25 protein-coding genes are annotated in these 26,668 nt (G+C 41.5%); 4 read left to right on the top strand and 21 right to left on the bottom strand.

Annotated features, from left to right (window positions below; translation table 11 throughout):
* Window positions 1–1,410, bottom strand: coding sequence for a replicative DNA helicase (dnaB, locus tag AC0L4E_RS01495; protein WP_220752133.1), 1,410 nt, complete (start codon window positions 1,408–1,410; stop codon window positions 1–3).
* 131 nt (window positions 1,411–1,541) lie between these two features.
* Between dnaB and AC0L4E_RS01490 the strand changes: the two genes are divergently transcribed.
* Entirely contained in the window at window positions 1,542–3,740 is a 2,199-nt protein-coding gene (locus tag AC0L4E_RS01490; RefSeq protein WP_473677692.1) for a S46 family peptidase, read from the top strand.
* 303 nt (window positions 3,741–4,043) lie between these two features.
* On the opposite strand, the gene rplI is transcribed toward AC0L4E_RS01490, so the two are convergent.
* From rplI to rpsF, 4 genes are read right to left on the bottom strand one after another with little or no spacing between them, the layout of a single operon-like run.
* Window positions 4,044–4,496, bottom strand: coding sequence for a 50S ribosomal protein L9 (rplI, locus tag AC0L4E_RS01485; RefSeq protein WP_220752128.1), 453 nt, complete (start codon window positions 4,494–4,496; stop codon window positions 4,044–4,046).
* A 28-nt stretch (window positions 4,497–4,524) separates the two neighbouring features.
* Window positions 4,525–4,752 (bottom strand): 30S ribosomal protein S18, encoded by a 228-nt coding sequence (gene rpsR, locus AC0L4E_RS01480; protein WP_055023454.1) that lies wholly within the window; start codon window positions 4,750–4,752, stop codon window positions 4,525–4,527.
* Between the two features lie 12 nt (window positions 4,753–4,764).
* Window positions 4,765–5,067 (bottom strand): primosomal replication protein N, encoded by a 303-nt coding sequence (gene priB / locus AC0L4E_RS01475; protein WP_102528004.1) that lies wholly within the window; start codon window positions 5,065–5,067, stop codon window positions 4,765–4,767.
* Window positions 5,068–5,074: 7 nt separating this feature from the next.
* Window positions 5,075–5,479 carry a 30S ribosomal protein S6 gene (rpsF, locus tag AC0L4E_RS01470; RefSeq protein WP_220752126.1) on the bottom strand — a complete coding sequence of 135 codons (405 nt, stop codon included), beginning with the start codon at window positions 5,477–5,479 and terminating at the stop codon, window positions 5,075–5,077.
* 339 nt (window positions 5,480–5,818) lie between these two features.
* Here rpsF and AC0L4E_RS01465 point away from each other — a divergent pair, with 339 nt between their 5' ends.
* Window positions 5,819–6,562, top strand: coding sequence for a DUF481 domain-containing protein (locus AC0L4E_RS01465; RefSeq protein WP_220752124.1), 744 nt, complete (start codon window positions 5,819–5,821; stop codon window positions 6,560–6,562).
* Window positions 6,563–6,652: 90 nt separating this feature from the next.
* On the opposite strand, the gene rlmB is transcribed toward AC0L4E_RS01465, so the two are convergent.
* The 8 genes from rlmB to zapE form a co-directional block, all read right to left on the bottom strand.
* On the bottom strand, window positions 6,653–7,399 hold the full coding sequence (gene rlmB, locus AC0L4E_RS01460; protein ID WP_473677691.1) for a 23S rRNA (guanosine(2251)-2'-O)-methyltransferase RlmB: 747 nt from the start codon (window positions 7,397–7,399) through the stop codon (window positions 6,653–6,655).
* A gap of 4 nt (window positions 7,400–7,403) precedes the next feature.
* Window positions 7,404–9,902 carry a ribonuclease R gene (gene rnr, locus AC0L4E_RS01455; RefSeq protein WP_473677690.1) on the bottom strand — a complete coding sequence of 833 codons (2,499 nt, stop codon included), beginning with the start codon at window positions 9,900–9,902 and terminating at the stop codon, window positions 7,404–7,406.
* A 42-nt stretch (window positions 9,903–9,944) separates the two neighbouring features.
* A complete protein-coding gene (locus AC0L4E_RS01450; protein WP_473677689.1) occupies window positions 9,945–10,556 on the bottom strand; it encodes a tetratricopeptide repeat protein in 612 nt (203 codons plus the stop codon).
* A 239-nt stretch (window positions 10,557–10,795) separates the two neighbouring features.
* A complete protein-coding gene (locus AC0L4E_RS01445) occupies window positions 10,796–12,091 on the bottom strand; it encodes an adenylosuccinate synthase (protein WP_220752116.1) in 1,296 nt (431 codons plus the stop codon).
* Window positions 12,092–12,158: 67 nt separating this feature from the next.
* On the bottom strand, window positions 12,159–12,347 hold the full coding sequence (locus tag AC0L4E_RS01440) for a DUF2065 domain-containing protein (RefSeq protein WP_473677688.1): 189 nt from the start codon (window positions 12,345–12,347) through the stop codon (window positions 12,159–12,161).
* A 157-nt stretch (window positions 12,348–12,504) separates the two neighbouring features.
* Entirely contained in the window at window positions 12,505–12,897 is a 393-nt protein-coding gene (gene rpsI / locus AC0L4E_RS01435; RefSeq protein WP_102528011.1) for a 30S ribosomal protein S9, read from the bottom strand.
* Window positions 12,898–12,912: 15 nt separating this feature from the next.
* A complete protein-coding gene (gene rplM / locus AC0L4E_RS01430; RefSeq protein ID WP_020910899.1) occupies window positions 12,913–13,344 on the bottom strand; it encodes a 50S ribosomal protein L13 in 432 nt (143 codons plus the stop codon).
* Window positions 13,345–13,691: 347 nt separating this feature from the next.
* Window positions 13,692–14,804, bottom strand: a complete 1,113-nt coding sequence (gene zapE / locus AC0L4E_RS01425; protein WP_473677687.1) for a cell division protein ZapE — start codon at window positions 14,802–14,804, stop codon at window positions 13,692–13,694.
* A 236-nt stretch (window positions 14,805–15,040) separates the two neighbouring features.
* On the opposite strand from zapE, the gene AC0L4E_RS01420 reads away from it, so the two are divergent.
* Window positions 15,041–16,393, top strand: coding sequence for a DegQ family serine endoprotease (locus AC0L4E_RS01420; protein ID WP_473677686.1), 1,353 nt, complete (start codon window positions 15,041–15,043; stop codon window positions 16,391–16,393).
* Window positions 16,394–16,511: 118 nt separating this feature from the next.
* A complete protein-coding gene (degS, locus tag AC0L4E_RS01415; protein WP_473677685.1) occupies window positions 16,512–17,594 on the top strand; it encodes an outer membrane-stress sensor serine endopeptidase DegS in 1,083 nt (360 codons plus the stop codon).
* A 382-nt stretch (window positions 17,595–17,976) separates the two neighbouring features.
* On the opposite strand, the gene AC0L4E_RS01410 is transcribed toward degS, so the two are convergent.
* The 8 genes from AC0L4E_RS01410 to AC0L4E_RS01375 all read right to left on the bottom strand — a co-directional run bounded on the left by AC0L4E_RS01410 (window position 17,977) and on the right by AC0L4E_RS01375 (window position 26,668).
* A complete protein-coding gene (locus tag AC0L4E_RS01410) occupies window positions 17,977–19,620 on the bottom strand; it encodes an Ig-like domain-containing protein (RefSeq protein ID WP_473677684.1) in 1,644 nt (547 codons plus the stop codon).
* A gap of 484 nt (window positions 19,621–20,104) precedes the next feature.
* Window positions 20,105–21,628 carry an Ig-like domain-containing protein gene (locus AC0L4E_RS01405; protein WP_473677683.1) on the bottom strand — a complete coding sequence of 508 codons (1,524 nt, stop codon included), beginning with the start codon at window positions 21,626–21,628 and terminating at the stop codon, window positions 20,105–20,107.
* A gap of 346 nt (window positions 21,629–21,974) precedes the next feature.
* Window positions 21,975–22,607: a response regulator gene (locus AC0L4E_RS01400; RefSeq protein ID WP_211029358.1), complete on the bottom strand. Its 633-nt coding sequence runs from the start codon at window positions 22,605–22,607 to the stop codon at window positions 21,975–21,977.
* The gene (locus AC0L4E_RS01395; RefSeq protein ID WP_473677682.1) at window positions 22,600–24,003 is read right to left on the bottom strand and encodes a sensor histidine kinase; all 1,404 of its coding nucleotides are present in this window, start codon (window positions 24,001–24,003) and stop codon (window positions 22,600–22,602) included. The genes AC0L4E_RS01400 and AC0L4E_RS01395 overlap by 8 nt, the downstream gene beginning before the upstream one ends.
* A gap of 154 nt (window positions 24,004–24,157) precedes the next feature.
* A complete protein-coding gene (gene murA, locus AC0L4E_RS01390) occupies window positions 24,158–25,417 on the bottom strand; it encodes a UDP-N-acetylglucosamine 1-carboxyvinyltransferase (RefSeq protein ID WP_473677681.1) in 1,260 nt (419 codons plus the stop codon).
* A 15-nt stretch (window positions 25,418–25,432) separates the two neighbouring features.
* Window positions 25,433–25,684, bottom strand: coding sequence for a BolA family protein (locus tag AC0L4E_RS01385; protein ID WP_153915444.1), 252 nt, complete (start codon window positions 25,682–25,684; stop codon window positions 25,433–25,435).
* A gap of 25 nt (window positions 25,685–25,709) precedes the next feature.
* Window positions 25,710–26,006: an STAS domain-containing protein gene (locus AC0L4E_RS01380; RefSeq protein WP_220752104.1), complete on the bottom strand. Its 297-nt coding sequence runs from the start codon at window positions 26,004–26,006 to the stop codon at window positions 25,710–25,712.
* A complete protein-coding gene (locus AC0L4E_RS01375; RefSeq protein ID WP_473677680.1) occupies window positions 26,003–26,668 on the bottom strand; it encodes an MlaC/ttg2D family ABC transporter substrate-binding protein in 666 nt (221 codons plus the stop codon). Before AC0L4E_RS01375 ends, AC0L4E_RS01380 begins: the two co-directional genes overlap by 4 nt.

The raw sequence follows: 26,668 nt of genomic DNA, 5'->3' as shown, positions 1-26,668 counted from the left end.
TTAATCTTCATCAAATATTTGCGTACCAGAGTAATTATCAAAGCGAGAGAATTGACCTTGGAAGGTTAACGGCACACGACCAATCGGTCCGTTACGTTGCTTACCAATAATAATCTCTGCCACACCTTTTTGTTCAGAATCATCGTTATACACTTCATCACGATAAATAAACATGATCAAATCGGCATCTTGCTCAATCGAACCAGATTCACGTAGATCCGAGTTAACAGGACGTTTATCGGCACGTTGCTCCAACGAGCGGTTAAGCTGTGACAGTGCAATAACTGGGATTTCTAGCTCTTTAGCTAATGATTTTAGCGAGCGTGAAATTTCTGCAATTTCTAAGGTACGATTATCTTTTAACGATGGTACCTGCATTAACTGCAAGTAATCGATCATGATCATAGATAAGCCGCCATACTCACGGGCAATACGTCGTGCACGACTTCGTACTTCAGTTGGGGTTAAGCCTGAGCCATCATCAATGTACATCTTGCCTTGTTCAAGCATGATACCCATAGTCGATGACACGCGCGCCCAATCTTCATCGTCCAATTGTCCGGTACGGATCTTAGTTTGATCCACTCGCCCAAGAGACGCCAACATACGCATCATGATTTGTTCTGACGGCATCTCCAAGCTGAAAATAAGTACTGGCTTGTCTTCATTCATGGCGGCTTGTTCACACAAGTTCATCGCAAAGGTCGTTTTACCCATCGATGGACGAGCGGCCACAATCACTAAATCGCCAGACTGAAAGCCTGCTGTCATTTTATCTAAATCACTAAACCCACTGGATACCCCAGTAACACCGTTATGAGGGTTATTATATAACTGCTCGATTTTATCGACGGTTTTTTCAAGAATCGATTTAATACCTTCAGGGCCTTCATTGGCATTAGCTCGGGACTCAGCAATTTTAAACACTTTAGTTTCGGCTAAATCGAGTAAATCACCCGAGTTTCGCCCTTCAGGGTTATAACCTGCATCGGCAATTTCATGTGCAACACCAATCATGTCGCGAACAACAGCACGCTCACGTACGATGTCAGCATAGGATAAAATGTTACCCGCGCTTGGGGTGTTTTTAGCAATTTCCCCTAAATACGCAAATCCACCTGCATCTTCAAGCTGATCTTCAACTTCAAGACGTTCGGATACGGTGATCAAATCGATCGGTTGCCCCGTTTCGACTAAACGGCTCATGGCGGCATAAATCATTCGGTGTGAACGAGAATAGAAGTCATCTGCCACGATAGCTTCAGAGACCCTGTCCCAAGCTTCAGCATCAAGCATCAAGCCACCTAAAACAGATTGCTCAGCTTCAATAGAATGAGGCGGTAATTTAAGCGCATCGACTTGAGCGTCTTTTAACCTTTCCTTTGCCTTAAAAACACCTTTTTGTGACATTAAAACTCCCAATTCCCAACCTGTTTGTAAAATATGGTATAACACCGAGGTCATGCAAACATGTTGCGCAACAAATGGCGCAACATTAACCGCTGATGCGGACTAACAATAATAATATTTAAGGAAAGAACATGCGTATTGCACTCGTTGCAGCCCTTGTGCTGTCTTCCGGGCTAGCCCAAGCCGATGAAGGCCAATGGCAACCCTATCAAATGCCTTCTATCGCAGATAAATTAGCACAACGCGGCATCGAAATTCCTGCAAAACAACTTGCAGACTTAACCCAGTATCCAATGAATGCTGTTGTCGGTCTCGGCTATTGTACCGCCAGTTTCGTTTCGCCCCAAGGGCTAGTTGTTACCAATCATCATTGTGCCTATCGAGCAATACAATATAACAGCAAAACTGAGCATAATTACCTAGAAGAAGGCTTTCTTGCGAATACCAAAGCTGAAGAACCTTCAGCTGGCCCTAACGAGCGATTATACATCACAGAAGCTGTAACGGATGTAACTAAAAGCGTTAATGCCAATTTAAGCGAAGAACCATTGGCACGTTACGAAGATATCCAATCAAATCGCAAAGCTTTAATTAAAGAATGTGAAACCGATGACAACTACCGCTGTTCAGTGAGTAGCTTTCACAACGGTTTAGAATATTACTTAATTAAGCAGCTTATTATTCGTGATGTACGCTTAGTGTATGCACCACCTGAAAGCGTAGGCGCATTTGGCGGCGATATTGATAACTATGAATACCCACGTCATTCAGGGGATTTTACCTTCCTACGCGCTTATGTTGGTAAAGATGGTAAACCAGCCGGCTACGCTGAAGATAACGTACCGTTTGAACCAAAGAGCTACCTCAAAATTAATGCTGATGGTGTTAAAGCTGGCGACGGTGTATTTGCTGCAGGCTACCCAGGTTCAACAAGCCGTTATCGTCTCACCAGTGAATTAGAGTTTGCCAGTGATTGGATGTACCCAACTTATGCCAAACGCTACCAACTGCAAATCGACACCATTAATCAAATGGCCGCCGACAATAATACCATCGCGATTAAATATGCTGGCAGCTTAGCATCAATGGCTAACCGCATGAAAAAGCTCAATGGATTATTAGATGGTTTTAAAGCCACTGACATTGTGGGCATCAAACAAGCACGCGAGAATAATTTCTTAGCTTGGCTTAAAAAAGATACTCAAGCGAATCAAAACTTAATCACTGAACTTGAAGCGCTACTTGCTAAGCAGCAAAATCAAATTCAAACGGATTACTTCTTTAATAACGCTCAATCTAGTTCGCTACTTTCAGCGGCGAAAAAGCTGTATCGCTTAGCTAAAGAGAAACAATTACCTGACGCTAAACGTGAGCAAGGTTTCCAGGAACGCGACATGAAAATGTTTGCGGCCAACCTTAAGCGCTTAGAGCGCAGCTTTGATGTTTCAGTGGATAAAACCTTGTGGCTCCAAGACTTGAATGCTTACATGGCGCAAAATCAGCGAGTGGCTATTTTAGACGAAGCACTCAACAAAATTTCAGATGCTGAGGCTTTATCTGCAAAGCTTGACGGTTACTATGCGTTAACCAATCTAACCGATAAAGAACAGCGTTTAGCTTGGATGGATAAAGATGCTGAAGCTTTTGAAACCAGTTCAGATCCGTTTATTCGTTTAGCCGTTGCCCTGCACGATACTAATATGGCTCAGGAAAAAACGGAGAAGTCTTTAAAAGGACAGCTTTCAACTGCGCGTCCTGAGTATATGAAAGCCATTATTGCTTATTACAAAGCAAACGATTGGCCTGTATATCCAGACGCTAACCGCACCTTACGTATTACTTACGGCATGGTAGATGGATATCAATCTCGTGATGCGCTTTACAAGCAACCGTTCACTCGCCTTGAAGGGATTGTAGGTAAGCACACTGGTGAAGACCCATATAATGCACCTAAGAAGTTATTAGATGCTATCGCGACTAAAGACTATGGCAAACATACGGTTGCTTCTGTTTACCAAGATCCACGTTCATGGATTTGCAGCTTGTTCTCATGCTTAGACAAACCTGAAGAGTTTAACTCAGTACCGGTTAACTTTTTATCAAGCGTAGATACGACAGGCGGTAACTCAGGTTCACCAGTATTTAATGGAAAAGGTGAATTAGTTGGATTGAACTTCGACTCAACTTACGAAGCAATTACCAAAGACTGGTTCTTTAACCCAACTATTACCCGTGCAGTTCATGTCGACTTCCGCTACATTCTGTGGATGATGGATAAAGTGGACCACGCAGATAATTTAATCCAAGAGTTGGATTTAGTGAGAAACTAATAACTCGTTAATGCACAGTTCAAACAGCCTCGGTTAAGTGATTAATCGGGGCTTTTTTATCTTATACCAATCAGCATAAGAATATGATCATTTTTACTGGTTAAAATCGCTTATAACTTCGTTAGAAATTTTGTAGATAGAGCAATTAGCTAGCTGCAATTCCTGCCTCGTTCTAAGCGATTTTTCCTACGCAATATCTGATCACTAATTTATCCCGATTAGTATTAATCTTAAGCCAGACATAAATTTCAGGCATAAAAAAACACCGCCAATTGGCGGTGTTTTCTTTAAAGCAATTTGCTATTAGTCTTCTGCAACAACAGAAACTTTAACAACAGCTTTAACTTCAGTGTGAAGCTGAACTTCAACTTCGAAGTCACCTAAAGTGCGTAAAGCACCTAAAGGTAGACGTACTTCAGCTTTAGCAAGCTCAACGCCAGCAGCAGTAACTGCATCAGCGATGTCGCGAGTACCAACTGAACCGAATAGTTTACCTTCGTCACCAGCTTTAGAAGCGATAACAACTGCGTCTAATGCAGCAAGCTTTTCAGCTCGTGCAGCACAAACACCTAATTCAGCAGCTAATTTAGCTTCTAATTCAGCGCGACGTGCTTCGAAAACTTTAACGTTTTCGTCATTAGCAACAACAGCTTTGCCTTGTGGCAAAAGGAAGTTACGTGCGTAACCGGCTTTAACTGAAACTTGGTCACCTAGGTTTCCAAGGTTAGCGATTTTATCAAGCAGAATAACGTTCATTATCTAATTCCTCTGATTAATACTGCGATTACTGATGTAAATCAGTGTAAGGCAGTAGAGAAAGATAACGAGCACGCTTAATCGCGCGAGCTAGTTGGCGTTGATATTTAGCACTAGTACCAGTGATACGGCTAGGAACAATCTTACCGCTTTCTGTTACGTAGTTTTTTAAAGTAACGATATCTTTGTAATCAATTTCTGCAACACCTTCAGAGGTGAAACGACAGAACTTGCGACGACGGAAATAACGTGCCATGTTGACAGTCTCCTAAGTTTTCAATTCGACATTTTCGGCATGCATAACCAATTTATTTTGGCCATTTCGTCCTTGCTGCATAGAGATAAACCCTTCAACTTGGACCTGCACGCCTGCTTTTAATTCTTCTGTAACGCTATTAAAACGTTGGCCACTTAATATGACTTGGATGAGGCAATAAACGTTTCTCAACATCTGGCCTTCATACCGCTGCGCTTTGTGCTCTAACGTGATTACCTTATGTGGAATCCCGCTTGGACTATCAAACCGCTTAGAACGAGTTATCGTTCCCGACAATACTAAGTGATTAACCACAGATTAATTATTCAGCAGATTCTTCAGCGCTTGCTTCAACTTCTTTTTCAGCAGCTGGTGCAGCAGTAGGAGCACGACGTGAATCACGCTCATCTTTTGCTTTAGCCATTGGAGAAGCTTCAGTAACAGCAGTTTTAGTGCGCATTACCATGTTACGCAGAACAGCGTCATTGAAACGGAAAGCTGTTTCTAACTCTTCGATAGACTCTGCAGTTGCTTCTACGTTCATAAGAACATAGTGAGCTTTATGTAGGTCTTGAATTGGGTAAGCCAATTGACGACGACCCCAATCTTCTAGACGGCTGATAGTACCGTTAGCATCAGTGATTAGACTGCTGTAACGCTCGATCATACCTGGGACTTGTTCACTTTGATCTGGGTGAACCATAAATACGATTTCATAATGACGCATTTATTGCTCCTTACGGTTAATTAGCCTCACGTGTGGCTCAGTCAGACCAAGTTGGAGGCAAGGAACGAAATTAAATGACTGATTTGAGCGCGACATAGTACATAAACACAACACCAAACTCAAGTAATACTTTACTCACAAGCTTATTAGTTATTAATCCTGTGATTCTTCATTTTTCTTTTAAATGAACAGTGCAAAAATACACTATGAAAGTGAGTATCTTAATGCTGGTAGCAAGGGATTTAATGATGCTTTGCTTTGCAGCAAACTCGAATACAGGTATTATGTCGCTTCACCCGTATTTCAGGCGTTCCTCATAACTATTCATAGAAAAGCGTAATGAAAAAAGTCATCATTTTTACTTCTACTTTGCTCGCCTCATCTTCTGCGTGGGCATTAGTGCCACCAGACTACAAAGAGCCTCCAAGTGACTTTAATGCTGAAATTGAAGCTGGTATGCAACTTAATACCGGTAATAACCAATCGCAAAACTTTAATGGCCGTACCTATTTAAAGTACGATACTGACAAAGCAGTGCAAGAGTTTACCTTTAAGGTTTACTATGCCGCTGATGATGAGTCGACAACCGCTGAGAAGTATGATGTCTACGCTCAATCTAGTTACAAGCTTGAAAGTGGCTACATTTTCGGTCGTGGGGAATTCACTTGGGATGACTTTGGTAGTTATACCAAATTATCTACTTTATCTACTGGTTATGGTTTCGATATCATTTCTAACTACCAAACCAAGCTCAGTTTAGAAGTCGGTCCTGGTTATCGTTATGACTTACCAAAAGCGACAGATTCTGATTTAAATCCAGACGCCAACCAAGATATTATCTTACGTACTGCCGCCAAGTATTCAGTCAAGCTGCAAGAATACACCACATTAAATGCGGACCTAACCTCTGAAGTCGGTGAAGACAACAACACCCTGACATTAGATTTGAGCTACAAAAATACCTTCCTACAGGATTGGGCATTTAAAATTGGCGTTAATGTTAAGTATACCGCCGTAGTCCCAGAAGACAGTTTTAAAACCGATACGATTACCACCTTTAATTTACTTTATACCTTCCAGTAATCAGCAGTTTTCAAACCTCATAAAACAAAAAACGGGCTCTAGGCCCGTTTTTAATATCATTAAAATATCTATTTAATGTCGTATTACGCTTTAGGCTTTAATCTGGCGCTGACGAACCGCTTCAAACAAACAAATACCAGTCGCAACTGATACGTTTAAACTTGAAACACTACCTGCCATTGGGATCGATACGATTGAATCGCAGCTTTCACGCGTTAAACGGCGTAAACCTTTATCTTCGGCGCCCATAGCAATGGCCAAAGGCCCTTTTAAATCTGCTTGGTACAACTCACAACCAGCTTCACCCGCTGCACCAATTATCCACACACCTTTTTGCTGAATATGACGCATGGTACGTGCAAGATTGGTGACTTGAAACAGTGGAATACTTTCTGCAGCGCCGCAAGCAACTTTACTAACAGTTGCTGTTAATCCGACAGAGTTATCTTTTGGTACGATAATACCTTGAACACCTGCAGCATCAGCGTTACGCAAACATGCACCTAGGTTATGCGGATCTGTCACGCCATCAAGGATAAGTAGAAACGGCTGCTCTGTTTTTTCAAGCAAGGCATCTAAATCATTTTCAGTCAGTACTTTAGCTGGTTTCACTCGTGCCACAATACCTTGATGTTGGCTACTTGCTGATTTGTCATCAAGGACTTTACGGCCTGAACGTTGCACTGACACACCGTATTGATTGGCTGTATTGATTAATGGCAATACACGTTCGTCTTCACGCCCTTGTACTACCCACAACTCAATCACACGCTCAGGTGAATTACGTAGCAAAGCTTCAACAGCATGGATGCCAAAAATGATATCTTGTTTTTTCATTTACTTATTTTCTCTTACGCTTTGCTTTAGACGGTTTGTTTGCAGCTGTTGCTGCTGAACTTTTTACTGGTTTTTTAGATGATTTACTGGTGCTCTTTTTCTTAGCACTGGTTTTTGAGCGAGGTTTTTTACTACTAGAACCACCCTTAGCACCTGAGCGCTTTGAACCTGTATTAGCGCCGCCCTTTTCATCTTTACTATCACCACTTGATTGACTCTTATCGCCACCAGACTTGCTTGCACCAGCTTTGGCACCTTCAAGGTTGGCTCGCTCACGAGCAGTCAAAGGCTTACGACTCGACTTTTTACGGCTCTTACCGTGATCGCCCAGCATAATAAGATCTATTTGACGATCGTCCAAATTAACCGCGGCAACTTTAACGCTAACTTCATCACCAACTTGGTAAATATTCTTAGTGTTTTCACCAATCAAACGCTGGCGCATCGGATCAAATTGGTAGTAGTCACTGACTAAACTTGAAATGTGTACTAAGCCATCAATGTAAAGATCTTTTAATCTCACAAACAAACCAAAGCTGGTGACAGAGGCAATAACGGCTTCAAAGTCGTCACCAACATGATCTTGCATGTATTCACATTTAAGCCAGTCTGCTACATCTCGAGTGGCTTCATCGGCGCGGCGCTCAGTCGTTGAACACTCTTCGCCTAACTTATCCAACTCTTCAAGGTCGTAATGATAACCACCTTCTGGGGTCCATTTATCCTTAACATTGCCCTCTTGCGCTGCTAATAAATAGCGGATAACACGGTGCAATACCAAATCAGGATAACGACGAATTGGCGAAGTAAAATGCGAATATTCGGTTAATGCTAAACCAAAGTGACCATCATCATCAGGGCTATATACCGCTTGTCTCATTGAGCGCAGTAACATGATTTGAATTAATTCAGCATCAGGTCTGTCGGCAATTTTTAGCATCACATCTTGGTAATCAGATGGTGTCGGTTCATCACCGCCATTCATTGATAAGCCACGTTCAGCTAAAAACTCTTTAAAGTTAGCTAATTTGGTTTCTGATGGGGCTTCATGCACGCGATACAGCACTTCACCTTTATTTTTTTTAACAAACTTAGCTGAGGCTACGTTTGCTAAAATCATGCACTCTTCAATAATTTTATGGGCTTGATTACGACTGCGAGGCACAATAGCTTCAATCTTACGCTGCTCATTAAAAATGAACTGTGTTTCGACCGTTTCAAATGCAATTGCACCACGCTCAGCTCGGCGCTCATTCAAGGTTAAATACAAAGATTGTAAACATTGAAGGTGCGGGAATAAGCTTTCGTGTTCAGGTGCAATTTCACCGCCTTCAAGCATTGCTGCTACTTGGGTGTATGTGAATCTTGCATGCGAATGCATTACCGCCGGATAAAATTTATAACCAGACAGCTTACCCGCTGCTGAAATCGTCATCTCTGCGACCATACATAAACGGTCAACATGTGGGTTTAACGAACATAAACCATTGGAAATTTTCTCAGGCAACATTGGGATAACTTGCGAAGGAAAATACACAGAGTTACCTCGTGCACGCGCTTCTTCATCTAATGCTGAATCAGTGCGAACATAATGACTCACATCAGCAATAGCAACCAATAAACGCCAGCCACCACTAGGTTTTGTTTCTGCATATACAGCGTCATCAAAATCTCGGGCATCTTCGCCATCAATGGTTACCAAAGGCAGGTGACGTAAATCAACGCGACCTTGCTTGTCAGATTCTGGCACTTCATCAGGTATACGTTTAAGCTTTTTCTCAATCACAGAAGACCATTTGTACGGTAAATCGTAATTGCGCAGTGCAATTTCAATTTCCATACCAGGAGCCATTGTCTTACCAAGCACTTCAGTCACTTTTGCGGCAGCTTTTACAAAGCGGCCAGGTCTACGAGTGAGTTCAACCACAACAACGTCACCCGCACGGGCACCATTACTGTCTTCTTTTGCAATTAGAATCTCTTGGGTAATACGTCTATCATCAGCAATAACAAACGCCATTCCAGCATCGACATGATAGCGACCGACTAGCGGCGCAACACGTTGCTGAACTAACCTGACAATACGCGCTTCGCGACGACCACGACGATCTGAGCCTGCTTTTTGTGCTAAGACTTTGTCGCCATGAAAATACATCTGCATATCACGGTTATTGATAAATAAATCGTCACCACCTTCGTCAGATTTAAAAAATCCGAATCCGTCTCGGTGACCAATCACGCTACCTGAAAGTAAATCCATCTTTTCAGGTAAGCCATAGCTATGGCCGCGGGTATAAACCAGTTGTCCATCACGCTCCATTGCACGCAAACGTCTTCTTAACGCTTCAAGATGATCTTCATCGACCATTTTTAATGCTGTTGCAATGTGTTCTCTGGTGACAGGTGATTTCTGAGCGCGTAAATACTCTAAGATATATTCACGGCTAGGGATTGGGTTTTCGTACTTGTCTTGCTCTCTCTCAAAATGAGGATCGTTGATCATTCAATTTCCAAATAATTTACTCCAATGTCGGAGCATTAGCGCTTAGTGCAGCTGCGGCTGTTGTGCTCGCGCGACAATACTTGCGGGCATCTTAGCGGCTAATTTCTGCAATAATGAAGTCGCTTTTTTCTGTGTCGCTTCATCATCAAATACGCTGTTATATAACCAATGGTAACCTAATTTGTAATCTACAGGGCTACCATAACCTTCGCCAAAAAGGCGAACTAACATTAATCGTGCTGGTACATCACCATTAGCAGCAGCAGGCATCACATACTGCACTGCACGATTCTTATCTTTGACCACCAAATTGCCGTGGTAGTAATATTCGGCCAGTTTTAGCATCGCCTCGGCGCTACCTTGCTCTGCAGCAATTTGTACTTGTTTCATGCCTCGTGATGCGTGCTGAGGCACACAAACACCATGGTTAAGCATTTCGCCCCATAAAAACTGATACATGGGCTGCTTTAACACTTCGGCTCTTGCTTCGATATCCTGCACTAGTTGGCAGTCATCGGCTTTAACTTGCTGTAAATATTGATTCGTTCGGATCAATTTAAGTAATTGCTCATCGTTATAAATGTCTACTGAAGCCATTTCAGCCACAACAACATACGGGATAAAGCACAATACTAATAAACTTAAACGCAGCATAACGATTCTCAATGACACTTTAGTTACTCAATGCATCGGCATTATAGCTCAATTCTTGAGTATTAACTGCACAAACTGCAATTAATCAACACAATAGAAAATGCTGACAAACGTATTAGATAGGAGAAAAATGACGAAGGTAACTGGAGACTAGCAGTGAATATTCGATTTAAATTTTCAATCTGAAAACGGGTTAACTACACAATAAAAAGGCCGCTAAGTTAGCGGCCTTCAATGTGTTAGTTAAATGGATTAACTAATACGATTGTTTCGTTTCTGTCAGGACCAGTTGAAATAACATCAACAGGTGCTTCAAGTAACTCTTCAATGCGTTTGATGTAATTTAGCGCTGCTTGTGGCAGTTGCTCAATTGACGTCGCACCGAAAGTCGTTTCGCTCCAGCCTGGCATAGTTTCGAAAACAGGAGTTACCTGCTCGTAACCTTCAGCCGCTAAAGGCGTCACTGTTTCAACAGTCCCATCTGGGTACTGGTAACCAACACAAATCTTAACTTCTTCTAGGCCATCTAGAACGTCAAGTTTGGTTAGACAGAAGCCACTTACACTGTTGATTTGAACTGCGCGGCGCATTGCCACAGCATCCAACCAACCTGGACGACGTTTACGACCAGTGGTAGCACCAAACTCTTGACCTTTGTGGCCTAAGTAGTCACCAATCTCATTCTCAAGTTCTGTTGGGAATGGACCTGCACCTACGCGAGTGGTGTAAGCTTTCATGATACCTAACACATAATCTAAGTGACGAGGACCAAAACCAGAACCAGTAGCTACGCCACCTGCTGTAGTATTTGATGAAGTCACATATGGGTATGTACCATGGTCGATATCAAGTAATGTACCTTGAGCACCTTCAAACAAGATAGGCTCACCCGCTTTACGGGCAGTATCAAGTAATTCAGTAACATCAGTACACATGCTCTTAAGATAATCAGCAATTGCTAACGCATCTTCAAGTGTCTTTTGATAATCAACTGCTTCACAGTCATAGTATTCAGTAAGCATGAAGTTGTGATATTTCATCACTTCTTTAAGCTTAACAGCGAAAAGTTCAGCATTGAACAAATCACCTACGCGAAGACCACGACGAGAAATTTTATCTTCATAAGCTGGACCAATACCACGACCCGTTGTACCGATAGCTTGATTGCCGCGCGCTTTTTCGCGAGCTACATCAAGAGCACAATGGAAAGGTAGAATTAGAGGACATGCTTCTGAAATAAGAAGACGCTCTTCGACAGGGACACCACGCTCTTTAAGCATGTTGATCTCTTTCATCAAAGCATCGGGAGCGAGTACTACACCATTACCAATAATGCATTTCACATTGTCGCGTAAGATCCCTGACGGAATCAAATGAAGTACTGTTTTATCGCCGTCGATAACAAGAGTATGACCAGCATTGTGGCCGCCTTGGTAACGAACTACATATTTTGCCTGTTCTGTTAGAAGGTCGACAATCTTACCTTTTCCTTCGTCACCCCATTGAGTGCCGAGTACTACTACGTTTTTGCCCATCGTCTGCTGCAAGGTTGCGGTATAAAGGCGAATTTTAACAGATTTTTGGGGGTATATTGCAAGTATTTTATGCGAAAATTATTAATAGTACTATGCCAGCAGACACCAAAGACCCACCTAACCTCCTGAGAACATTCTTATTTTGCGTAGAAATCTCGGCTAAATATTTTTTCCATTGTTCGGGAAATAATAACGGTCCAACACCTTCTAAAACCAAAACCAAACCAATAGCAAACATCAACACTTGAAAATTCATCATTCATCCTACAATTTTGTATTAGTTCAACAACAGAACAATGATGACACTCAGTAGCAACAACATCATTATCAATTTGTATCATAGCTGTATTTGATGAAAAAAAGGCAATAAAAAACCCAGCATATAGCTGGGTTTTTTGAACTCTGAAAACGAATTAACGTTTTGAGAATTGTGGCTTACGACGTGCTTTACGTAGACCAACTTTCTTACGCTCAACTTTACGAGCATCACGGGTAACGAAACCAGCGCCGCGTAAAGAAGGACGTAGAGCTTCGTCTAACTGAAGCAATGCACGAGTAATACCGTGACGAATTGCACCTGCTTGGCCAGTGGTTCCACCGCCTTTAACAGTTACATAGATGTCAAGTTTGTCAGTCATTTCAACAAGCTCTAGTGGTTGACGAACAACCATACGAGCAGTTTCACGACCAAAATATACATCAAGTGGACGTTGGTTAACAACGATTTGACCACTACCTGCTTTAGCGAATACGCGAGCAGTTGATGTTTTACGACGGCCAGTGCCGTAGTACTGAGTTGCAGACATTAGCTTACTCCCGTATTAGATATCAAGAACTTGAGGTTGTTGTGCAGCATGGTTATGTTCAGTGCCAGCGTAAACTTTAAGTTTACGGAACATAGCACGGCCCAAAGGACCTTTTGGCAACATACCCTTAACTGCTTTCTCGATAATCATTTCAGGCTTATGATCTTGCAGCTTTTCAAAAGTAATCTGCTTAATACCACCGATGAAACCTGAATGTGAGTAGTAAACTTTGCCTTTAGCTTTGTTACCAGTCACTGTAACTTTATCAGCGTTAATAACGATGATGTAGTCACCAGTGTCAACATGAGGAGTATACTCTGGCTTATGCTTACCGCGTAAACGAGTAGCAATTTCAGTAGCGATACGACCTAAAGTCTTACCTTCGGCGTCAACGACGAACCAGTCACGTGTGACTGTTTCTGGTGTAGCAGTAAATGTAGTCTTCATTTTACAAAAACCCAATGTTTAAAATTCTGTCTCAATGCTGACTGCACATGCAATCAACACAATGACCATTTCAAAGCCCCTTCGAGCTGAAATTGGTTTAAATCGTCCACCCAAATTCGGTGGAGTAACGAGGGCAGGTGGCGGATTATAGACAAAGCTGAGTTAAAAATCACCTAATTTTTTCATTATTATAAAAAAATCACCTCTGCGGGTGATTTGTTTATTTATCGCTGATTTTAGACCCACATATAAGTACAAGTTGGTTAGAAAATATTCAGCTTGATTTACCAAGCGTTATATCTACCTTTATATGTACAGCGATTTTAATTGAAGTGTTAGCCCGGCCTTTAAGGTAAATGCTCTAAGGTCAAATAATCATGGGACTGCATTTCAATCAACCTTGAACGACAACGCCTGAATTCAAAGTTTAATAAACCATCGGTATAAATATCTTCCAGCGAGACTTCGGCTGAGATAATCAGTTTAACGTTACGCTCGTAAAACTCATCAACCATTGCTAGAAAACGTCTCGCAATATCATCACCTGTAGTAGAAGACCCCATTTGCTCAAGCCCGCTAACTAATACAGTATGATATAACCTAGCCACTTCCATATAGTCACGCTGAGAGCGCGGCCCATCACATAGATCTCTAAAGTTAGCTAATAGTACCCCTTGAGATTGCTGACGAATGCCGATTTCACGCCCTTCAATCTCAATAGAACCAGTTAACACCTCTGACTCTGGTGCTAATTGGCCAAAGTAAGTCAGTAAATTAGTATCTGCCTGTTCATCTAAAGGGAAATGATAAATTTCGGCTTGCTCAAGTGTACGCAAACGGTAATCAATGCCTGAATCGACATTTAGAATTTCACAGTTTTCATTGATTAATTTAATGGCAGGTAAAAAACGGGCTCGCTGTAGACCGTTCTTATATAAGTCGTCAGGGATGATGTTTGAAGTCGCGACTAAAGCAACGCCTTCTTTGAATAAGTATTGGAACAAGGTACCCAGTAACATCGCATCAGTGATATCTGAGACAAAAAACTCATCAAAACAGATAATTTTATATTGCTGGGCCATTTTCTTAGCAATGCTAATTAAAGGATCTTGAACCCCTTCCATTTCCCCAAGGTCATGATGCAGTTGATGCATAAAACGATGAAAGTGCGCACGTAGTTTTTTATCTGTAGGCAGCGCATCAAAAAAGGTGTCCATGAGATAGGTTTTACCGCGCCCTACTCCGCCCCACAAATACAAACCTTGCACTGTCGATGTCGATTTTTTCAAACCTACCGCGCCAAGTAGTTTGCTAAAACCGGTAGGCTGAATATTAGCGGCAATAACTTCTTCATAAACACGTTGCAGTGATTTTACTGCTTGCTCTTGAGCCAAGTCGTGAGAAAAACCATCACGGGTTAAATCTTGTTGATAATGCTGCCAAGGGCTTAACTGCGACACGGATTCGACTCTCTTATACTGCTGAAAATTCGAAGCAATCATAGCATGCAGCTACAATAGAGGTAACGCTTATAACTACAAAAAATTAACCTTTGTTAATAAACGCTGAACTTATTGAAACTTCATCGACTCCGAGGTTATATATTTAGTGTAAGTTTATTTGATTAATCTCATCTAAGGCGGCCGTTCAAGCGTATTGCCAGAGACATGATTTAATTTTCAAGGAGCAAAAATTAATGAAACCAAAATTAACATTACTCTCAGCAGCTATTTTATCAGCCTCACTTTCTTTAATGCCGGCTTTATCTCAAGCCGCTATTCCCCATGCGGTTGACGGGCAAGCATTACCAAGCCTCGCTCCTATGCTTGAAAGAACCACACCAGCAGTCGTATCAGTGGCAGTGAGTGGCACCCAAGTTTCTAAACAACAAATCCCAGACGTATTTAAGTACTTTTTCGGCCCCAATGCACCACAAGAGCAAGTTCAAGAACGTCCATTTCGCGGTTTAGGCTCAGGGGTGATTATTGACGCTAAAGAAGGGTATATCGTTACCAACAATCACGTCATTAATGGTGCTGACGAAATCAAAATTGGCTTACATGACGGCCGTGAAATCGAAGCCAAATTGATTGGTTCTGATCCTGAATCTGATATTGCTTTATTACAAATCGAAGCAAAAAACCTGACGGCAATTAAACAGACTAACTCTGATGATATTCGAGTGGGTGACTTTGCTGTGGCCATTGGTAATCCATTTGGCCTTGGACAAACCGTAACTTCAGGGATTGTTAGTGCACTAGGTCGCAGCGGCCTTGGCATTGAGATGCTGGAAAACTTTATTCAAACCGATGCAGCCATTAATAGTGGTAATTCTGGCGGCGCACTCGTTAATTTAAATGGTGAGCTAATAGGTATCAATACTGCAATCGTTGCTCCAAGTGGCGGTAACGTCGGGATTGGTTTTGCTATTCCAGCCAATATGGTCAATAACCTGATCAATCAAATTATTGAGCACGGTGAAGTCAAACGCGGTGTATTAGGAGTAACGGGGCGCGATTTAGATAATGAACTCGCTAAAGCATTTGGTTTAGAAACCCAACACGGCGGCTTTATCAGCGAAGTTATGCCAGATAGCGCTGCAGATAAAGCAGGCATCGAAGCTGGCGACATTATTGTGAGTGTTAATGGTAAAAAGATTAAAAACTTCCAAGAGCTCAGAGCAAAAGTTGCCACGATGGGCGCCGGTGCAAAAGTTAAAATAGGCATTATCCGTGACGGTGATGACGAAACCGCTAACGTAGTATTGGGTGAGTCAACCTCTAGTAGCGGCGCAGCTGACGATGCACTTCATCCTATGCTTGAAGGTGCGAAGCTTAACGATACCCGTAAAGGCATCGAAATTACTGACGTTGCTCAGGGTTCTCCCGCTGCAAGAAATGGCCTTGAGAAAGGCGATTTAATTGTCGGCTTAAACCGCAGTAAAGTGAAAAGTCTAAAAGCATTAAAAGAAGCACTTAAGAACCCGCAGGGCGCTGTGGCGTTGAAGGTGTTGCGTGATAACAAACTGATGTACTTAGTGCTGAGATAACACGCTAATATCCTTCTAGTTATCAAACTGTAATTAAGCATCGTGGTGTGTAGCCACGATGCTTAATTTTTTTAATCATGATAATATATTTGATTAACTTTCCTAATGTAGTCGACCCATGAATCTCAAAGACACTATTCTCTATTTAAGCAAGGCTGTGGTATTTGGTTTGGTGATGGCTGCGGCATTCTTATTCGTTAATTCAATCACTAACAACAATAGTTTCAATAATGGCCTCACTGTCACTCAACATAACAACGAGTTGTCATTTGCTAGTGCAGTTAGACGAGCAGCACCTGCTGTTGTAAATATTTACAGTCTTAGTTTGGATCAAAATTCTCCACTTAACTCAAGCTCACTTCAAGGCCTTGGCTCTGGGGTTATTATGAGTAAAGAGGGCTATATTTTAACCAACTACCATGTCATCAAAAAAGCCGATGAAATTGTTATCGCTTTACAAGATGGTAGAAAGTTCACCTCTGAAGTTGTCGGCTCAGATCAAATCACCGATTTAGCCGTACTTAAAATCGAGATTGATGGTGATAACGTCCCCATTGTACCAATTAATCTCAATAACCCAGCCCAAGTTGGCGACGTCGTATTAGCGATTGGTAACCCATACAATTTAGGCCAAACCATTACGCAAGGCATCATTAGTGCTACAGGCCGTAATGGGTTAAGTTCAGGCTATCTCGACTTTTTACAAACCGATGCCGCTATTAATGCAGGTAACTCAGGTGGCGCCTTAATTGATACGGGCGGAGAGCTTATTGGTATTAATACCGCAGCTTTTCAAATTGGTGCTGAAGGTGGTGGTCACGGGATTAACTTTGCTATTCCAATCAAGCTTGCCCATAGCATTATGGGTAAATTAATTACTAATGGCCGGGTTATCCGCGGTGCCCTAGGTATTTCGGGTGAACCGCTCAGCCCTGTTATGGCACAGATCTTAAACCTACCCGATCTTAAAGGTGTGTTAGTCACAGGAGTTGATCCTAATGGTCCAGCGTCTAAAGCGACACTGCGCCCTAGAGATGTCATTATTCAATATGCGGAAGAAAGCGTACCTGGCGTTGAAATGTTGATGGATAGAATCGCTGAAACGACTCCTGGTAACAAAGTAAATATCACTATTATTCGTGAAGGTAAGCCCATTGAACTTCCGGTAGTTATCGGCGAAAAGCTACCAGAAAACAGCTAAATAGAGGCGACTTTATTCGAGAATGAAGTCGCTGTAAGCTACCTTAAGCAAGAGCCTAAATCTATTCTCACTCTATTAGCGATAAGCTGAAATAATCACATCATACTAGCCCAACCTTATCTCCTAAAGCTAAGCCTTCACTTCTAAGCTAATAAACTAAAACCTCGACCACATGATGTCACCATCAACAGCTTTTTAAGATGGTAACAAGAGTCTTACCATAAACTATTTACTAATAGCTCAAATGACTACGTTTAATAAAATGAACTGCAAAGCTGATAGAAAAAGCAGCTATCTCAAAACAAAAAAAGCCCTACAGAGTAGGGCTTTACGAGGAGTCGGGAGTAATGTTCTATAGTAAGGTTAATGCAATATAAACTAACTAGTTTTTATGCATTTTGCCGCCATAGTTATTTTGTAAACTGTCTAACTTAGAACCTTGAGTATGACACTCTCCACATGCAAAGCCATCTTGAAGATAAGGGTACATAAAGGTATCTTTCGCTTCAGCGTCTTGGAATTGGCCTTTCTCGTTATACAAGTCGATAGCGAAAGTATGAATGCGAATATCGCCTACTTTGTTTCCTTGATCATTTGTAAATGACACAGCGTTTTTCACTACATCAGGCATATGACAGTCGATACACTCTTTAGCAAAGTAACCATCAGGGCCATGTCCTGCATTCATTTCTACTTTATCTGCATGACAAGTTGCACAGTCCATTTTTATCGCCCCCATATGCTCAGGTTCATCTTGATAAACAGCTGATTTATGGCTGTCATGACAAGTACTACACGTCATACCGGCATTGTATTTAGCACTCATAATGTCACCATTATCAGGATCTATTCCCATAAACTCATCATGGCCTTGGTGATGACGTGGTAAACCACTTCTTACAGCAACTCGGGCACCAAATTCTGGTCCTTCAGGAAATGCTTTATTAAATCCACTAGTGTAATCATTACCTGCATTTCGGTCGCCATCACGAGTATGACACTCAGCACAATGCATGGCTTCACCATAACCCATAGTGTCAGACTTTAACGATGCGGTTGTTCGCGGTGTCGCCTTACGAACGATATCACTTGGGTTACCAGTATTTGAATGAGTTAAGCCTGCGCCATGACAAGCTTCACATTGAACCCCTGCCTCAAAGAAAGTTCCATGAACCCCAGGTAAGTCATCTTGTTTTTGAGCATATAAACCTTCTGAATAAGGCTTCCATCCTGTGTTGTGACAATTACCACAAGTGTAAGGTTTATCAACTGAGCCGCCATTATAGTTGACCATGATTTGATCATCTAAACCTAATGCCTCAGCGTGAATATTGAATTGAGCTTCGCTACCCGTAACTATGTATCCATCTTTATCTAGCCAGCGATATTTCCAAGCAAAACCACCAGATGTGTATGACACATCAGCATAAGAATCAGGCTTGCCTAACGTATTATCAGTTGACTCAGAAGAAGCTAGCAGTTTATCAATGGCGCCATCGACACTAGAGTATGGAAAGGCTGGCGTTTCATCATTGGCAATTTTACTAATCTTAAAGTTGTGTCCGTGCAACTGGTGACTAGAGATGTCATTAAATGGACTACCTGCACCATGACAATCTAAACAGCGCTGCGTGCCTGCATACATAGCCGCTTCAACGTTGATCACAATCTCAGCTGACGCTTCATCAGTACCGTCAGTCACTGTGTAATTAATCGTAATATCACCAGCTTGAAACTCTGGGTCAATTTGAACCAAATCACCATCTAATAATGTCAGTTCACCTTTATCGGCAGTGGCAGATACTAATGAGATAACATCCCCCTCATCTCCAGCTGTAACGTGCAACATAGGATTGATAATTAAACTGCGATTTGCATCAGTCGTACGTTGAGAGTTTTCAGCAGTAGGCGGTGTATTAGGTGGCGTGACGGGTTTATCGTCATCTGAACTATCGCTACTACACGCGCATAACATGGTCACCATGCTGGCTAATAATAGTTTTTTAGTTGGAAAATGTGCGTTCATCAATTCATCCTCAAAATGGTATCGCAATTGCGCTTTTATGCTGCAATTGGTATGTCTCTTTGGACATGCGCACAGTATTTGCTTAATACTCATAAAGGGATAGATAACTCAAATTCACAAGCAACTAATAACTGTGAATTTTAATTATCAAGTTACACTTAACACATTGATTTTATGAAGATATAAATAGTTAAGATAAGTTGTGATTTTGTAGTACAAACTGACCTGTATTTGTCAAAATATAGATCTTGTTCTCACTTTACATAACCGAAGCAGCCTTATTATGCTGATTTGCATACAAATACTTAGTTAACTTAATTAGTGGAAAAACTAATCAACCTCCATTTCTATAACTGCTTTAAAAATCACTTTCTATAGTTTTCAATTACAACTGGTTTTCACAAATAGTACTGCAAATAAAATAAAAACCGCTCTCATGGGGATGAAAGCGGTTTTGAAATAAAAGGAGTGATGAATTTAAACTTTACTTATGAATCTTAGGTAATGCTGCAGCCTTGTCTGCGTAATCAGCATGACACTCACCACAAGAGTACTGAGCTGTAGACCAAGGCATTTGGAACTTGCCATCTTCAGTAAATTGTTTTGCAGCTGGGTCTAAATCAATGGTGAATAAGTGAGACTTAACATCACCAAATACAGTAGTACCATCTTTACCTAAGTGTGTTATGGCACTCTTAGCCAGTTTAGGCATATGACAGTCTGTACATTCAGCAATCATACTGTGGCCCATTGCACCACCGCCATCGGTGAACGCCACATCTGTATGACAACTAGTACATTCTTTTACTGCACCAGTATGTAAGCCATCGGCACTATCAACATTCTTAGTTGACTTGTGCGAGTCATGACACGTTGTACACGCCATACCACTCTTAGGACCTATCTCGTCACCAGCTTTATAAGTGCCATGATCTTCTGGAACAACACCTAGGAGTTCATCTCCTGTTTGGTGATGCTTAGATAAACCACTGCTAGAAATGATACGGCCACCCACTTTGCTACCATCAGGGAAAGCAACGTTGTAAGCACTCACGTAACTAGGGTAATCCTTTTCACCATCACGAGTATGACACTCAGCACAGGTAACGGCTTTACCATACCCCATATCATCAGCTAAGAAATCTTCAGTTAAACGAGCTACTGCAATCTTAGTAATATTCTCTGCTGACGGTGCTGCAACATGCTCACTACCTGCACCATGACAGGCTTCACATTGAACGCCTCCAGCGACGAAAGTTCCACCCATTCCAGGTAAATCATCTTGGCGATCTAGGTTACGTGTATCGCCCTCATCTGTAGTTGTTCGCTTCCAACCTGTAGTGTGACAATTACCACACTTGTATTGGTAGTTCATGTCTCCAGTTTTATAATTACCCATCACATCGGGATCGTTAAGATGGTTGTCAGGAATATTTAACTCCCCTTCGGCGTTGCGAATATTGTACTGGACATTTGTACCAGTAACGATATAACCATCAGCATCTAACCAGCGCATCTTCCAGTGATACCCACCGACTACGTAACTTACATCATCGTAACTTGTTGGTGCTCCTAAATCGTTATTGGTTGTACCATCGCCATCGGGTCCTGCAAACTGAAGTAAATCAATGGCTCCTGTAATTGTTTCTTCTGGTGTGTATGGGAAGCTAGGTTGTTCACCATTACTAATTTTTTGAATTTTGAAATTGTGACCAGTCTTAACAAACGATTCGTGCTTACCAGCGTGACACGTAGAACAAGCGTCTGACCCCACGTAACTTAGTGGCTCTGGCTCAGGAATAGCTTCAACTATAACGGTGACGACTGCAGAAGCATTATCAACACCATCAGTGATGGTATAATTGAATGTAATCTCCCCAGCTTCAGCGCCGGCTGTAAAATCAACTTTACCATTGTTGATAACAGCACTGCTCGAATCAACTGATACAATAGATAGTGTGTCACCATCTGCATCGGTATCGTTAGCGAGTACATCAATTGTGACCATTTTTGTTGCCATTACATTGGCGGCATCATCGACTGCTACGGGGGAGTATTCTCTACTGGGGGAGTTGTATTATCATCGTCATTACTACAAGCGACTAACATAGTTATCATCGTCGCGAGTAGTAATTTTTTACATGGAATTGTTGTTTTCATTAGTTCATCCTCAAGTTATCGCTCAATCACACTCTAATGTTTTAGCTATGATTGATATGTCTCTTTGGACATGGATACAGTATTCGCCCAATACCCATAAAGAGATAGATAACTCGACTTCACAAACAACAAACATCCGTGAATTATAATTATCACAAATGAAGTAAGTACATGAATTTATTAAATATAAACAATCAAGATAAGTTATGGTTTTGTAGCACAAATTGACCAGTATTTGTCAAAATGTAGATCTTGTTCTCATTTTGCGTTACTAAACCTGCCTTCTTTAGCTGACGTAAATGAAAGTTAAACTTGGTATGGTCATCCACTCCCACAAGCCGACATAAGTCCATAAACTTGAGCTTTTTATGGCTACCTAACTGCTTTAATGTTTCCCTTCTAAGTTCATTAGCTAATGCCGCATAAACACTATCAGGATCAATATCACTGGTTGTTTTTAGTAACTGCTTCTCTTGAATACTTCGTTTTATAGTTACAATCAGCTCAGCTGCATTGAATGGCTTAGTAATAACACTATCAGCACCTTTCTTCATTGCATCAACAGCGGTATCAACCGTGGCATAAGCTGTCACAATAACAACAGCCATAAAAGGATTAAGTTGACGTAAATTTGAGATAGCTTCAACACCTGTCATACCTGACATCACTAAATCTAATAATGCAATATCAAAGGTTTCCTCCTCACAAGCATTAATAGCGGCTTCAGCGCTATCTACATCGGATATTTGATAACCTTCCAACTCAAGAATATCGACCATGTTCCTGCGAAGTTCATAGTCGTCTTCAGCAATAAGAACCTTAACCATTGTGCTCGTTCCTTAATGTAAAATTGATAAGCACTCTAGTGCCAACACCTTTTGCGCTCATTAGCTGCATGCTGCCATGGTGATTACTGACAATTTGCTCACATATAGCCAGCCCAAGTCCCGTGCCCTTCCCAATCGGCTTTGTGGAATAAAATAATTCCGTAGCTCGTGTTAACGTTTGCTTATCCATACCTTCGCCGTAATCTGTTATTTCTACAACGACAGCTTGTTCATCTGCTGCTACATTGATATCGATACTGCCATTGGTGTCGCTTGCATCGATTGCATTGTTGAGTAAGTTAATCAGCAATTCTTCTAATTTTACTTTTTGACCAGTAACATACACATTGTTATCGCAGTTAACTGTCAAAGTGTATGGAGCAAGTTTATGGCTAAGCAATTGTTTAGCTCCTTCAATCACATCGCAAAAATATACCTTTTGTGAATGACTCAAGTCTGCGCGTGCATAGGTTAACAATTCTTTACTGATAACAGATGCTCTATCAATGCCTAATCTTGCACGCTGGATATAATCTGCTACGCCAACTTGCTGCTGAGGCACTTTTCTCTCAAGTAAATCTAGCGCCAACATTGAAGATGCCAAAGGATTGTTAATCTCGTGAGCAACCCCCATAGCTAAATGACCTATAGCTTTGTATTTATCAGCCTCAACCGCTCGCTTTAATTTAGCTTCTGTTGCCGCTTCTTTTTCAATATCAAAAATTTTTAAGGCTTTATATAAAGTCACTAAAACAAGCGCCGCAGCTAATGTTCTCAATACTGGCACAACAGAATGAAAACTTGTCGGAACCAGTCCAGCGAGGACTCCATAGAGTACTAACCCAAAACCTGTAGCAATGAAATATTGGCCGTACTCATGACTTTCTTGGCGTAACTGATAACCATAAATAGCAATACCTATGCCTGCAAGCGTCGCACTACCAAAACCTAGCAATACACGAGTATAACTTGCCGCTTCAGAAAAGGTATCAGCAAGTAGTGAGGTCCCTTGATAGAAAAACAGCATTACCAGCGTGTAAGTCACAACTATTAAGGCTGTAATTATTTGACCAACTTTAGAGTATGGTTTGGGAATAATACGAAATAACAGCCATGCAAAAATCATCAAACCAGCAAAAGACAGCGATAACTTAATTAACCTCAGCCATTGCACTACATATTGATATTGATTAGGTAACTCATCACGAAATAAAATCACATAAAGCTCTGACCATTCATGGAAAGCATGGGAAAAACCAAATAATGCCAAAGCCCATAAAGTCGATGAGATAGATAGCTGACTATATTTAAAGTTGCGAAAAACCACCACGCAACCAATCGTAAAGAATACGAGGCCGTAAAAGAGGTAAATATTGAAAATGATAAAAGTGTCCATTAAGACACAGTATCAGTTAAGCCTAATTGAATAAGTGATCAGGCTAGCATTAGAACAAGCTAATCACCCAATTTGTTACAGAGTTTTGAACTACATCAAACATAAAAAAGCCGCACTTAAAAGTACGGCTTTGAAGAAAGAAACTAAGAAAAGTTTAACTGACACGAACCACTTTGCCGCCTAAGCCTGCAAACTTATCTTCGATATGTTCGTAGCCGCGATCTAAATGATAAATACGATCAACCGTTGTAATCCCATCCGCCATTAAGCCTGCAATCACTAAACTGGCAGAAGCACGCAAATCTGTAGCCATCACTTGGGCACCATTCATGCGTTCAATACCTTTGATGATGCAGGTATTACCTTCAAGCTCCATATCTGCGCCCATGCGGCTTAGCTCTGGAACATGCATAAATCGATTCTCAAAGATCGTTTCTGTTACATGACTCGTCCCTTCAGCTAATGCATTGAGCACACAAAACTGTGCTTGCATATCCGTTGGAAAAGCCGGATACGGCGCGGTTTTAATATTGACAGCTTTTGGACGTTCGCCCTGCATATCAAGCTCAATCCAGTCTTCACCAGTGGTGATTTTCGCACCTGCATCTTCAAGCTTTGCTAGCACAGCTTCAAGTGAAGAAGGGTCTGCATCCACACAGCGTATACTTCCGCGCGTCACAGCAGCGGCCACCAAGAAAGAACCGGTTTCAATTCTATCTGGCATCACGCGATGCTCACAACCCGATAAGCGCTCAACACCTTCAATACGAAGAGTTGCAGTACCAACACCGGTAATTTTTGCGCCCATAGCAATTAAGCAATGTGCTAAATCATTAATTTCAGGTTCGCGTGCGGCATTTTCAATAATGGTCTCGCCATCAGCAAGCGTTGCAGCCATTAATAGATTTTCTGTCGCGCCAACACTGACCATATCCATAAAGATATGCGCACCTTTCAGGCGTCCATCTACGCGAGCCTTGATATAACCTTCTTTCACTTCAATCTTAGCGCCCATTTGCTCTAAGCCTTGCAAGTGAAGATTCACAGGGCGTGCCCCGATAGCGCAGCCGCCAGGTAAAGATACATCTGCCGTACCAAATCTGGCTAACAATGGGCCTAAAATCAAAATAGAGGCACGCATGGTTTTAACTAGGTCATACGGAGCACAAAACTCGTTTAAGTTTTGTGTTGAGATACAGTACTTACTGTCGCCTAACTCTGTTACTTCCGCGCCTAAACAACGTAATAATTTGCAGGTTGTATTGACGTCTCGAAGGCTAGGTACATTAGACACGACAAAGTCTGTCTCTGCTAACACACCTGCAAATAATATTGGCAAAGCGGCGTTTTTCGCACCAGAAATGGTGACATTTCCAGAAAGCGGCTGACTCGCTTGAATTGTTAATTTATCCACACTGACTCTCTGAAATTACATATTAAATAGTTTTTCACGCTTCCACTGAGTCGGCGTAAAGGTTTTGATGGTCAGCGCATGCAACTCACCACTAGCAATGTGCTCATTCAATGGTGCATAAATCGTTTGTTGTTGCTTAACTTTGCTCATGCCGTCAAAACATTCGCCTACGGCAACGACCTTATAATGACTGCCATCTGACGTTACGTGTACTTCATCAATGGTTAATGCGTCTGATAAAATTTGTTCGATTACTTTGCAATCCATGGAATTTGCTACCTTAAATTCAATGCTAGTTTTCTAGAAAAAAGGATTCTAAATCATATAACTCTATGAGTCTTTTTAGATGTTGACTCGGATTTGCCAATGTCCTTGGCTGAGTCGTGCTTTTACTGCAATTACCTAAACATATCAGTTCAAGTAAAAAAGCGACGCCTGCGCTGTCGGCATACTCTAAAGCAGACAAGTCTAACACTTGAGTGCTATCAGTAAACAACTGTTGTCGTTTTGGCCATAAATCTATGACCTCTGTTTGCCTTAATTGCCCTTTAATTTCACAAGTGTCACCTTGTTGTAAAAACTCAATCACGCAGCATTTTCCTTATCCTGTTTGTAATTGATTTCTTGGTCGGTGCGCTCTTTAAGCATTTCAATCACTGAATCCACACCTTTTTGGCGAATAAGGTTTGAAATTTCTGACTGCTTTGACGCTAACAAGCTCACCCCTTCAGCAACTAAATCAAAAGCTTTCCAACTATCATCCTTAAGGCGTCTAGCTTTAAACATCACTTTAATCGGCGGGCGACCTTCTTCAATGATTTGCACATTCACATCAACAAACTTTTCATCAGCAAAATCACTTGGCGGCGAGAACTGGACTTTTTGATTGGTGTATTCAGTAAAGGCTTGAGCATAAGTTGCGACAAGATACCCTTCAAAAGCTTCAACAAACCGTTCTCGTTGCTCAGGAGTCGTATCACGTAAATACTGCCCCATCACTTTATATGCCGCATATTTATAATCGACGTAAGGCATTAACTCTTCGCGTACAATGACTTTTAAATAACCTAAATCCGCATCAATCAGGGCTTTATCTGCGGTAAAACGATCGAAGGTTTTATTAGACACCTGCTGAACAAGTTTAAAAGGATCATGAGTATCAATCTCTTCAGCCGCCACTGCAGCCAAAGCAAATAGACTGGCAGTAATAAAAATAACGCTCTGTATAAACGGTTTTAATAATTGGCTCAT

The organism is Shewanella sp. GJ50-10 (genome assembly GCF_055808815.1).
This window is presented reverse-complemented; position numbering and strand designations above follow the sequence as displayed.